General features: G+C 64.7%; 9 protein-coding genes. 2 read left to right on the top strand and 7 right to left on the bottom strand.

Annotated elements, in window-relative coordinates; translation table 11 throughout:
* Positions 1-50 precede the first annotated feature (50 nt).
* Together AC1DYC_RS08900 and putA are read right to left on the bottom strand one after the other, a co-directional pair.
* The gene (locus tag AC1DYC_RS08900; RefSeq protein WP_477405538.1) at positions 51-1,109 is read right to left on the bottom strand and encodes a glycosyltransferase; all 1,059 of its coding nucleotides are present in this window, start codon (positions 1,107-1,109) and stop codon (positions 51-53) included.
* Positions 1,110-1,194: 85 nt separating this feature from the next.
* Complete coding sequence (gene putA, locus AC1DYC_RS08905; RefSeq protein WP_477405540.1) at positions 1,195-4,803, bottom strand: bifunctional proline dehydrogenase/L-glutamate gamma-semialdehyde dehydrogenase PutA; 3,609 nt, start codon at positions 4,801-4,803, stop codon at positions 1,195-1,197.
* Between the two features lie 164 nt (positions 4,804-4,967).
* Here putA and AC1DYC_RS08910 point away from each other — a divergent pair, with 164 nt between their 5' ends.
* Positions 4,968-5,420, top strand: a complete 453-nt coding sequence (locus AC1DYC_RS08910) for an Lrp/AsnC family transcriptional regulator (RefSeq protein ID WP_477307316.1) — start codon at positions 4,968-4,970, stop codon at positions 5,418-5,420.
* A gap of 4 nt (positions 5,421-5,424) precedes the next feature.
* On the opposite strand, the gene AC1DYC_RS08915 is transcribed toward AC1DYC_RS08910, so the two are convergent.
* On the bottom strand, positions 5,425-6,624 hold the full coding sequence (locus AC1DYC_RS08915; protein ID WP_477405542.1) for a cytochrome-c peroxidase: 1,200 nt from the start codon (positions 6,622-6,624) through the stop codon (positions 5,425-5,427).
* Positions 6,625-6,628: 4 nt separating this feature from the next.
* Complete coding sequence (locus tag AC1DYC_RS08920; RefSeq protein WP_352557407.1) at positions 6,629-7,072, bottom strand: FixH family protein; 444 nt, start codon at positions 7,070-7,072, stop codon at positions 6,629-6,631.
* A 156-nt stretch (positions 7,073-7,228) separates the two neighbouring features.
* Here AC1DYC_RS08920 and AC1DYC_RS08925 point away from each other — a divergent pair, with 156 nt between their 5' ends.
* Positions 7,229-8,149 carry a sugar kinase gene (locus tag AC1DYC_RS08925; RefSeq protein WP_477405544.1) on the top strand — a complete coding sequence of 307 codons (921 nt, stop codon included), beginning with the start codon at positions 7,229-7,231 and terminating at the stop codon, positions 8,147-8,149.
* A gap of 4 nt (positions 8,150-8,153) precedes the next feature.
* On the opposite strand, the gene AC1DYC_RS08930 is transcribed toward AC1DYC_RS08925, so the two are convergent.
* From AC1DYC_RS08930 to AC1DYC_RS08940, 3 genes are all read right to left on the bottom strand, one after another.
* Positions 8,154-9,179, bottom strand: coding sequence for an aldose epimerase family protein (locus AC1DYC_RS08930; protein ID WP_477408223.1), 1,026 nt, complete (start codon positions 9,177-9,179; stop codon positions 8,154-8,156).
* A 92-nt stretch (positions 9,180-9,271) separates the two neighbouring features.
* Positions 9,272-10,729 (bottom strand): NAD-dependent succinate-semialdehyde dehydrogenase, encoded by a 1,458-nt coding sequence (locus tag AC1DYC_RS08935; RefSeq protein ID WP_477280853.1) that lies wholly within the window; start codon positions 10,727-10,729, stop codon positions 9,272-9,274.
* Positions 10,730-10,934: 205 nt separating this feature from the next.
* Complete coding sequence (locus AC1DYC_RS08940) at positions 10,935-11,885, bottom strand: AEC family transporter (protein WP_477405546.1); 951 nt, start codon at positions 11,883-11,885, stop codon at positions 10,935-10,937.
* Positions 11,886-11,987: the final 102 nt, after the last annotated feature.

An 11,987-nucleotide genomic window follows, 5' to 3' on the forward strand; every position in this document is an offset into this window, starting at 1 on the left:
TCCCGATCTGCCCTCGCCCGAACATCAGTGCCTTTGCGGCCTGCCGATCCTCAGGCGGTTGCCAAGCCGAACAGCCGCCGCAACGACCGGACGAAGCGCTTGCGCCGCAGCCGGATCCGGCCGCGCCGATCCAGGAAAGGCAACAGGCGCGGATCATCTGCCAAAACGCCAAAACGTCTGACGTGCTGCGACAGGAATTCGGGCAAGAAGGCCTTGCCGTTGGCGGCTCTCAGCAAAGTCGCGTTGGCCAGGACATAATCAAGGACATCCAAAGCCCTGACGGTCTCGCGCGCCTGATAACCCGGCGACAGTTGCACGTGGCCGCCGGCAAAAGAAACATTGGTTGATTCATTGGCCCCATGCAGGCGATAGAGGCCTAGGCATTCGGACAGGATCAGGCTGCCTGCCGCCAGATGCGCACATGTCGCCGCAAGATAATCGGTCCCCATCTCGGCCTTGAATGGAAAAGCCAGAACCGGCTCCAGCGCGCCACGCCGGAAAAGCAGCGATGACGTCGGCGCCCATATCCAGCCATAGGCATCAGGGCCAAAATAGGTGATCGGATACTCCGACGAATAGGCGATGTCGGGCGCAAGGTCACCAAGCTGCTTGCCGGGCGTGACGGCCAGGCCCCGCGCGTCCGGTTTGAAACGCGGCTTGCGCAGGACAAGATATGTGCCGCTCAAAAGTTGGCGATCGCGGTCGATCAGAAAAAGATCGCAACTCGACAAGGCCGCCGTGCGTGTCGCGTTCAAATGGGCCGACAGATGCGCCAGCAGAAAATCCGGCAGCCACACATCGTCGGAATCGAGAAACGCCACGAACGGCGCATCGGTCGCGGCGAAGCCGTCGCGAAATCCCGCGAGTTGTCCGCCATTCTCCGCGCGCGCCAGGAGGCGAAAGCGCGGATCGTCTATTGTCTGGAGGAGTTGCCGGATATGTTCGGCCGAGCCATCGGTCGAGGCATCGTCGACGATGACGCAGTCCCATCTCTGATAGGTTTGCGCCAGGACCGAACGAATGGCGTCCTCGACATAGGGGCGGTAGTTATGGCTGGTGATGACCACCGACACGCGCGGCAGCTCAAACGGTCGGAACGTGTCTTCCATCTGTTCGGCTGCGCCCGCTCACGTTGCTGCCTGCTAGCGCATACCCTTACTATCCGAGGCAGGCAAGCGAGCCGCGAAAAGTCCCCTACGCTGCGGCGAGCAGGCTGGCATTGCCGCCGGCAGCCGTGGTGTCGACACAGACGGCGCGTTCATGCGCGTAGGCCGCCGGGTTGAGCACTTCGGTGACCAGCGGCACGATCGGACCGGTCCGGTTGGCGATCACCTTGCGCACGATGCGCGCCGCCTCGGGCTTGCCCGAGAAGGCGACGACGTCGACGCGCAGCGAGCGCGCCTCGACCGGATCGGGCCGGCCATCTATGGCGGCCAGCGGCAGCCCCTTGCCGGTCAGCGCCGACAGGGCTGCCGGCGCCCCCGGCGCCACGGCCAGCACCGCGTTGCCTGCCGCCAGCGCCTGGATCGTCTGCGCCAGCAGCGTGTCGCCGTCCGGCCCGAGGCACAGCACCCGGCCGCGCGGCGAAAGCGACAGCGTGTTGGCCTCTCCGGTCGGTCCCGGCAGGTCGACCTGACCGAAATCGATGCCGGCGGCAGCGCCGATCGCTGCCGCGCCCTTGCCGCGCAGATGTTTTCTCAAAATGGCGATGCGGTCCGGCCGCGTCGACCAGCCGCCAAGCGTCGGATCGGGCAGATTGTCGGCGAGTTCGGTGGCCGTCACCTTGTCGCCCTCGGCAATCTCGGTGGCAGCTTCCGGTCCCTTGCGGAAACGCCGGAGATAATGCGGTCCGCCGGCCTTCGGCCCGGTGCCGGAAAGCCCCTCGCCGCCAAAGGGCTGCGAGCCGACGACGGCGCCGATCTGGTTGCGGTTGACATAGATGTTGCCGGCATGGATGCCGTCGACGAAATGCTGGACGCGGCCTTCGATGCGGGTGTGCAGGCCGAACGTCAGGCCATAGCCCTTGCGGTTGATGGCGGCGATGACGGCGTCGATCCCGTCGGCGTCGAAGCTGGCGACATGCAGCACCGGGCCGAACACTTCGCGCTCCATCTCCTCGATGCCTTTGACCCGGAAAACATGCGGCGCGACGAAGCGGCCATCCTTCGGCGCCTCGAGCTTGGCGATCAGCCGGCCCTGCAGGCCCATCGTCGTGCAATAGTCGCGGATCGAGCTTTGCGCCTCATCGTCGATCACCGGCCCGACATCGGTCGAAATCTGCCAGGGATCGCCGATGGTGAGCGCCTCCATGGCGCCTTTCAGCATCTCCAGCATCTTCTTCTCGACGTCCTTCTGCACATAGAGCACGCGCAACGCCGAGCAGCGCTGGCCGGCACTCTGGAAGGCAGACGCTAGTATGTCGCGCACCGCCTGTTCGGGGAGTGCTGTGGAATCGACGATCATTGCGTTGAGGCCGCCGGTCTCGGCGATCAGCATGGCGTCGGGCGCAGCCGTCTCGGCCAACTGCTTCTCGATCAGCTTGGCGACCTCGGTCGAACCGGTGAAGCAGACGCCGGCGATGCGCGGATCCGCCGTCAGCGGTCCACCGACCGACGGGCCGTCGCCGGGCAGAAGCTGGATGACGTCCTCCGGCACGCCGGCCTCGCGCAACAGTTCGACGGCACGGAAGGCGATCAGCGGCGTCTGTTCGGCCGGCTTGGCGATGACCGAGTTGCCGGTGACCAGTGCTGCCGCGATCTGGCCGGTGAAGATGGCGAGCGGAAAGTTCCACGGCGAGATGCAGACGATGGCGCCGCGCGCCTCGGTGCCCGCTTCGTTGTTGGCGGCCTCGGCCGCGTAGTAGCGCAGAAAGTCGACGGCTTCGCGCACTTCGGCGACGCCGTCGGCCAGCGACTTGCCGGCTTCCCTTGTGGCGAGCGCGAAGAACTCGACGGCATTGGCCTCATAGAGATCGGCCGCGCGGTTGAGGATGGCCGCGCGCTCGGCGACGGGACGTTTCGCCCAGGCCGGCTGCGCTTCGACCGCAAAGCGCACGGCCGTCGCGACCTGCTTGGCCGCGGCTTCGCTGACCGTGCCGACGATCTCGGCAGGCTTCGCCGGATTGACCACCGGGCGCTGCTTGCCGTAGCCGGCAGCACGCGTGATCGGCTTGGCATGCCAGCGCTCGGGCCCGGCGAAGGCCGCCTTGGCCTTGTCGATCGCCGCCAGCGTCACCGGATCGGTGATGTCGAAACCCTTCGAATTACGCCGACCGACGCCGAAAATCGTCGCCGGGCGAGCGATTGCCGGATTGGCGGCGGGGCCCTGGGCCTCGACCGTCTCGAGCGGATCGCGCGCAATATCCTCCGGTTCGACGTCCTCATCCGTGAGCTGATGGACGAAGGAGGAGTTGGCGCCATTCTCCAGCAAGCGGCGGACCAGATACGCGAGCAGATCGGAGTGCGCGCCGACCGGCGCATAGATGCGGCAGCGCGTGCCTTCGCTCTGGCGCACCGTCTCATGCAGCGCCTCGCCCATGCCGTGCAGGCGCTGGAATTCGAAGGCGTCGCGATTGTCGGCCATCGACAGGATAGCGGCGACGGTGTGGGCATTGTGGGTGGCGAATTGCGGGTAGATGCGGTCGGTCATCGACAGCAGCTTCTTGGCGCAGGCCATGTAGGAAACGTCGGTGTTGGCCTTGCGGGTGAAGACGGGGTAGCCGGCAAGGCCCAGCGTCTGCGCCCGCTTGATCTCGGTGTCCCAATAGGCGCCCTTGACCAGCCGCACCATGATGTTGCGGTCGTACTTTTTCGCCAGCGCATAGAGCCAGTCGATGGTAAAGGCCGCGCGTGGCCCATACGCTTGCACCACGACGCCAAAGCCGTTCCAGCCGGCAAGTTCCGGCTCGGCCAGCACGCGCTCGATGACATCCAGCGACAGGTCGAGCCGGTCGGCCTCCTCGGCGTCGATGTTGAGGCCCATGCGCGAATGCCGCGCGGCCAGCGCCAGCGACAGCAGCCGCTCGGCCATGACAGGCAGCATCTTTTCCTTCTGCGCCTCTTCATAGCGAGGATGCAGCGCCGACAGCTTGACCGAGATGCCATGGTTCTGCCTGATATCGGGACCGTTCGAGCCGGAATCGAGCGAGGAAATGGCATCGGCATAGGCCTTGAGGTAGCGCAGCGCATCGGCCTCGGTGCGGGCGGCCTCGCCCAGCATGTCGAAGGAGTAGAGATAGCCTTTCTGGATCATCGCCTTGCCGCGCTTGACGGCCTCCGCAATGGTGCGGCCGAGCACGAACTGTTCGCCCATTTCGCGCATGGCGGCGGCGACCGCCTTGCGAATGACCGGTTCGCCCAGCCGGCGCACCATAGAGCGCAGTGTGCCTTCAATGCCGCCCTCGCCCTCGTCGAGCACGCGACCGGTCAGCATCAGCGCCCAGGTCGAGGCGTTGACGAAGATCGAGCTCGAACCGCCTGAATGCGCCGACCAGTCATGCGGCGCGATCTTGTCGGCGATGAGGTCGTCCATGGTCTCGGTGTCGGGCACGCGCAGCAGCGCCTCGGCCAGGCACATCAGTGCCACGCCTTCCTTGGTGGAGAGCCCATAGGCCGAGAGAAACACCTCCATCAGCCTGGGGTCAGACGAGCCGCGCACCGCCCGCACCAGATCGGCGGCACGAGCCGAGATCGCATCGCGGTCTTTGGTGGAAAGCCCGGTTGCTTCGGCAAGCCTCTTCACCGCCGCGTCTTCGTCGGGCAGGTAGTTGGCGCGGATCTGCTGGCGGATGGTGTCGAGCGGCATGGCGGTCCTGCGGAGCGAGCATCTGGGAGCGGGCCGGCGGTCGCCGGACCGAATGGCGCAAGCTAGCACAGAGCCGTATTTTCAGCCGGTCCAAAGAAATCGACATGGCAGGTCGATTGATCTATGATTGCGGTCAAATTCTTGTCAGATGGACTGCAATATCGGTGACTGAAGACCAATTGGACCGCATCGACAAAAACATCCTCTCGGCGCTGGCGCGCGACGGGCGGTTGTCCATGTCGGAACTGGCTGGCAAAGTCGGCCTGTCGAAGACGCCGGTGCAGGCGCGGGTGAAGCGCCTGGAGAAAGACGGCTATATCAGGGGCTACCAGGCAATCATCGACCGCGAGCGCATGGGTGAAGGCCATGTCGCCTTCGTCCAGGTCAAACTGTCGGACACGCGCTCGGCCGCGCTCGACGCTTTCAACCGCGCCGTGCAGGCGGTACCGGAGATCGAGCAGTGCCACATGATGGCATCGAGCTTCGACTATCTGCTGAAAGTCCGCACCACCGACATTGCCGCCTACCGCCGCGTGCTCGGCGAACACATCTCGGCCCTGCCCCACGTCGCCCAGACCTCGACCTTCGTGGCGATGGAGACGGTGAAGGATCGCTGACTCCTCAATCCGACAGCGTCTTCAAAAACGCCACCAGCGCCGCGCGTTCGCGCTCCGACAGCTGCAGCGGGTGCACCTCGGAGGTGCCCTCGACAGCCGCCTCCGCCTTCGCATAATGCGCCACGACCTCCTCCAACGAGGAGAACTGTCCGGCATGCATGTAGGGCGGCCGCGTCGCCGCGCCTCGCAGCGATGGCGTCTTGTAGGCGCGCATCAGTTCGGGCGCGTCCTTGACCATGAAACGCAGCTCGCCGCAGGCGCTGGTATCGCCATCGCGAAAGGCGCCGAAGCAATTGAACGGATCGGCCTGGACTTGGGCAACCGCGTCGAAGCGGCCGCGATCCAGCGGCAGATCCTTGACCGGCGGCACGCCGGTGTTGTGGAAAGAGTTGTCGGTGAAGCGCGGACCGTTATGGCAGGTCACGCAATTGGCCTTGCCGATGAATAGTTTCAGCCCGAGGATTTCCTCCGGCGAAAACGCAGCGTCGGCTTTCGGCTTGGCGCCGGACGCCAGGTCGATGGCAAACCGGTCGAAGCGCGTCTGCGCCGGTTCGATCGACCGTTCGAAGGCGGCGATCGCCTTGCCGATGTTGGAAAAGACGCGGTTGACGTCGTCCATTTGGGCCGCAGTCATCGCCTTCCACGCCGCCTGCTCGGCTTCGTTGCCGAGCGGGCTGGCATTGGCCGGGACAGTGGAAAGGTCAGGAAGCGGCCCGAAGATGCGCTCGTAGCGGGCGCCGAAACGCTTCTGGATGTAATGCGCGAAAGCGGCGCGGTTTCCCGCCTGTTCGAGCGGGTTTTCCAGCGGCGTCAGCGCCTGCGCCCAAAGGCTGTCGCGCCGTCCGTCCCAGAAGAGCCACGGATTGCGCGCCACGCCAGCCAGCGGCATCGAGCGCCGGTTGGTGCGGCCGACGCCGACGGCCTGCGGCAGGTCGTCCTGGAACTGCCGGTCGATCTTGTGGCAGGTCGAGCACGACACGGTGCCGTCATGGCTCATGCCCTGGTCGAAGAACAAAGTGGAGCCCAGGGCCGCGGCGGCCGGCACGTCGGCGAAGCGGTTGGTCGTATCGGGCTTCAGCGCCGGCAAGGCGTTCAGCGCCAGTGAAGCGATTGTCTTTTTCTCGGCATCTGAAAATTGCGGCTTGCCGCAGCCCGCAGTGAGCAGAACCGCTGCCAGTGCCAGAAGGCGCAACAGGCGGTTCATCGGCTCACAGCACCACGTTGAAGACGACCGTGTCGGAACCGGCCGCGGCAGAAATGGCGAAGCGCAACTGCCACACGCCGCTCATGGTGAACTTCAGCCCCTCGATGCGGTAGCGCCCCTCGCCCAGATAGTCGGTGGCTTGAGGGCTGGTCGGCAGGCCGTGATTGTGCTGCGGCATGCCGCCGGAGACCGAGATCGCCGCACCTTCCACGGGATCGCCTTTGACCGTCTTCAGGGTGAGCAGCCAGGATTGCAACTCGCCTTGCTTGATAACGCCCCGCTCCGGCTGGAAACTGGCAACAAACAGGCCGTTCGCCGTTTTCTTCGAGCGCGAAACATCCGGGCCTGGCGCCGATTGCGGCGCGGTCAGATAGACGATCGCCAATATGCCAGCCAGCAAGGCGGCCAGACCAAGGCCCGCAAGAAGATAACGCCATAGTGATGCCAAACCGGTTCCTCTTCCAAACATAACGTCTCAGGGAGCAATTCGCGTCCCGCCGCTTCTGTGGGAAAACGCTTCTTGCGCAAAAAACCGCCCCCGCCAAGCATGGCGCTGCCGGACGCAAAAAGCTACAGGACCGAAACCAACCCCCGAGGGAGAGTTATGGCAGCAGACGGCGTCGCTTCGATCGGTGAATGCATGCTCGAACTGTCCGGCCAGACCGGGCCGAACTGGCGCATGGGCTTTGCCGGCGACACGTTCAACACGCTGTGGGCGCTGCATGCGCTGAGCGGCGAGCGGCCCGCCACTTACGTCTCTGCCTTCGGCGACGATCCGTTCTCGCAGGGTCAGATCTCGTTCTTCGCCGAAAACGGCATCGGCATTGGCGCCAGCCCGGTCATCCCGGGCGCGCGGCCCGGCCTCTATGCCATCACCTTGACCGGCGCCGAGCGCGCCTTCACCTATTGGCGCAGCGATGCGGCAGCCAGACGGCTTGCCTCGGACCCCACCGCCTTGGCAAAAAGCCTTGAAAACCAGGCGCTTGTGTATTTTTCCGGAATCACCTTGGCAATTCTGGACGGCGCCGCGCGCAAGACGCTGCTGGCGGCCATCGCCAAGGCGCGCGCCGCCGGTTCGTTGGTCGCCTTCGACCCCAACTACCGGCCGCGCCTGTGGCAAAGCCGCGAGGAGGCGCAAGCCGCGATCCTCGGCGCGCTTGCCGTCACCGACATCGCGCTGCCGACCTTTCCCGACGAGCAGATGCTGTTTGGCGATACGGCACCGCAGGTGACCGCCGAGCGATTGGGAAAGCTGGTTAGCGAGGTCGTCGTCAAGAATGGCGAGGAGCCGGCGCTGATCGCCACTGGCGGGACGCTGCAGCCGGTTCCGGCCCAGCATGTCGCTGTCCCCGTCGACACCACCGGCGCCGGCGATTCCTTCAATGGCGGCTATCTCGCCGCCCGGCTTGCCGGCCATGTGCCGGCCGAGGCCGTACAGCGCGCGCACCATGTCGCCGCCGCCGTCGTGCAGGTGCGCGGCGCGCTGGCGCCGTTCGAGGTTCTAAAAACCGCTTTCGAGGGCTGACACCTTAAGGAAGCCGGAAGCGGTATTCCGTCACTTGATGATAGATCTGGCCCGGCCACAGCGTCGCCTGCGGGAAATAGGGCCGGTTCGGCGCGTCGGGCCAGGCCTGCGCTTCCAGGCAAAAGCCGGAAAACGCCTTGTAGCGCCGCCCGTCCAGGCCGCCCGAGGTCGGTGCGACATACTGGCCGGTGTAAAGCTGCAGGCCGGGCTCGGTGGTCCAGACTTCCATCTCGACGCCTGAATTGGCGCCTTGAGCCCACGCCACCTGGTGAAGCGGTCCTCGGTCTGACGCCAGGCAGAAATTGACATCGTAGGGGAGTTGCTCGCCTTCCGTTTCCATGCGCAGCGGCCGCGCCTGGCGGAAGTCGAAAGGTGTGCCGTCGACAGGCTTGATCACGCCGGTCGGGATCATCTCGCCATCGACCGGCGTATAGGCGCCGGCATTCAGCATCAGCCGATGGTCGAGGATGTCACTGCTGCCGCCATCGTCGAGATTGAAATAGGAATGCTGCGCCAGATTGCACAGCGTCGGCTCCTCGCAAGTGGCGGTCAGTTCCATGGAGAGCGTGCCGGGGATCTTCAGCCGGTAGGTGCAGGTGACGTCCAGCGCGCCGGGAAAGCCCATCGTGCCGTCGGGATCGTGCAGCGTCAGCGTGACAAAATCCCGGCCGTGCAGCGAAACCGTCCATGGCCGGTGGAAAAACCCCTGCGAACCGCCATGCAGCGTGTGTTTGCCGAGGAAGTTGCGCTCGGTCTGGTAGCGCTGGCCGGCAATGGTGAAGCGGCCGTCGCGGATTCGGTTGGCATAACGACCGACGACCGCGCCGAAGAAGGCCCGGTCGGTCTCGTAAGGCTCGAAGCGGTCATAGCCCAGCACCAGCGGCGCATCGTGGCCGGCGAGCCGCAGATCCTGGATGATGGCGCCGAGCCCGATGATGTTGGCGCTGATGCCGCCGCCGCGGATGGTAAAACGGCGCACCGGTTCGCCCGCCTGCGTCGTGCCGAAGACCTCGCCGTCCTTCATCGCTATGCCCAAACGTTGGTTCGTTGATCCATGGACTTAGGCTGGCTGGCGGTGGTCTGGCAAGGGCAGGCTCGAGGCCTGCCCTGTCCGTCAATGCTTCAGAGGCCGAGGCCGCCGATGCAGACATATTTGGTGTCGAGATAGTCCTCGATGCCCTGATGTCCGCCTTCCTTGCCGAGGCCCGATTCCTTGACGCCGCCGAACGGCGCTTCCGGCGTGGTGATCAGGCCTTCATTGACGCCGACCATGCCGTATTTCAGGCCTTCCATGACGCGGAAGGCGCGGCCGAGATCGCCCGTGTAGAAATAGGCGGCAAGGCCGAACTCGGTGTCGTTGGCGAGCGCGATGGCCTCTTCCTCGGTCTCGAACTTGAACACCGGGGCGATCGGGCCAAAGATCTCTTCCTTCATGAAGCGCATGTCAGGCTTGGCATTGGCGATGACGGTCGGCTGGAAGAACGAGCCGCCAAGCGCGTGGCGCTTGCCGCCGGCAACGACCTTGCCGCCCTTGGACGTGGCGTCGGCGATGAATTCCTCGACCTTCTCCACCGCCTTCACATCGATCAGCGGCCCCTGCTGCACGCCCTCTTCGAGGCCGGAGCCGACCTTCAGGCCATTGCTGGCGACGACCAGCTTCTCGACAAACTTGTCGTAAATGCCGGCCTGAACCAGGAAGCGGTTGGTGCAAACGCAGGTCTGCCCGGAATTGCGGTACTTCGCCGTGATGGCGCCGGCGACGGCACGATCGAGGTCGGCGTCGTCGAAGACCAGGAACGGCGCATTGCCGCCGAGTTCCATCGACACTTTCTTGACGGTGACCGACGACTTCTGGATCAGAAGCTTGCCGATCTCGGTCGAGCCGGTGAAGGTGATTTTCGATATCAGCGGGTTGGCGCAGATCTCATCGCCGATTTCGGCGGCCGAGCCGGTCAGGATGTTGACGACGCCCTTGGGGAAGCCGACTTCCTCGGCAAGCGCGCCCCAGGCAAGGCCGGAGTACGGCGTCTGCGAGGCCGGCTTGACCACGGCGGTGCAGCCGGCGGCAAGGGCCGGGCCGAGCTTGCGGGCAAGCATCGAGGACGGGAAATTCCACGGCGTAATCGCAGCGATGACGCCGACCGGCTCTTTGGTCACCAGGATGCGGCGATCGCCCCACGGTGACGGCACGACATCGCCATAGGTGCGGCGGCCTTCCTCGGCGAACCACATGATATAGGCTGCGGCCGAGCCGATCTCGCCCTTGGATTCGGCCAGCGACTTGCCCTGCTCGATGGTGAGCAGTTCGGCCAGCACGTCCTGATTGTCCATCATCGCGTCATGCAGCTTGCGCAGGAGCTTCGAGCGCTCCAGCGCGGTCGTCTTGCGCCAGCTCTTGAAGGCTTCGCTGGCGGCTTCGATGGCACGGCGGGTTTCCGCCTTGCCCGACTTCGGCACGGTGCCGATCTTCAGGCCGGTGGCCGGGTTGTTGACGTCGACGGTCTGGCCGCTGTCGGCCTGCACCCATTCGCCATTGATGAGATTGGCCTGGCGCATGAAATGGCTGGTTTTCTGAAGCATGGTCTAGCCTCCGTTCGGCGCACTGACGGGCCGGTCTGTGAATGTCTTCGATGAGCGTACGCGATGGCGTGTATGCCCGGCACGCTGAAAAGCCACTGCTCTTTACCTAGGGCAAGCCCCGCAAGCAATTGCAAGATGGCATATAGGCTTTGGGCCAGCCAAACACCAGAGAAAATTCACATGTAAACTAGTTTCGAGTCCTAGCCTATCCAAAGACGTGAACCACCACCGTCAGCCAGAACGTCGTGGTGAGAGCGGCCAAGGCCGTGGCGATGGTCATCTGGTTCGACGCCAGCGCCTGACCGGTGTTGAACTGCACCGCGATTAGATAGGAATTGACCCCGGATGGCATGGCAGCAACCATCACCGCCACTTTAGCCGTCAGGGGCGGCAGGCCGAGCAACCAGACGAAGACCAGGACCAGCGCCGGCATCAGGAACAGTTTGAGGGCTGACAGTACCAGCGCCGGCCTGACATTGCCCGATATGCCGAAGCGGCGCAGGCTGAGCCCCATGGCGAACAACGCCACCGGCCCCGCCGTAGCGGCCAGCGCATCCACCAGGCGCATGGCGACGTCAGGCAGCGGCGCACCGGTTATGCGCCATGCAAGCCCCGCCAGAATGCCGATGATCAGCGGATTCGTGAACACCCGCCTGAGAAATCTACGGACAACGCGCCAGGGATGCACGGGTTCGCCGCTGCCGCGGCCGAACACTTCGAACAGCACGATCGAGGCCATCAGCATGGTCGGCAGATGCACCGAGACCAGCAGGGACAGCACCTCGAAGCCTTCCGTTCCGAATATGCCGAGGATGAAGGGAATGCCGAGCAGCACGACATTTGAAAACGCCGATGACACCCCACCGACGACGCCGGCGCGGGCATCCCTGCCGAAGACACGGGTGGTGACCAGATGGCCGGCGGCCCAGGTGATGGCGACGGCCGCGAAGTAAGCGCCCCACAACGACCATGGCGCGACGCCATGAAAATCGGACTTCACCATCGTCTGGAACAGCAGCAGCGGCATCGCCACGTTGACGGCGAATTCCGATATGCCCTCGCCGCTCGCCGGCCGGAGATAGCCGGTCCACCCGGCGATATAGCCAAGCGCGACAAGGCCGAAGACAAAGAGGACGGTTTCGATAAGCGCGGACATTTCCCGAGGGATAAGCGAGCCATGCTCGCGGCGCAATCGCGCCTGAATTTGATCATCGTCGGCCGGCAGGCTTATAGAGGGTTTGGATCATTGGGCGGACGA

This window comes from Mesorhizobium sp. P2_E7, assembly GCF_056403855.1.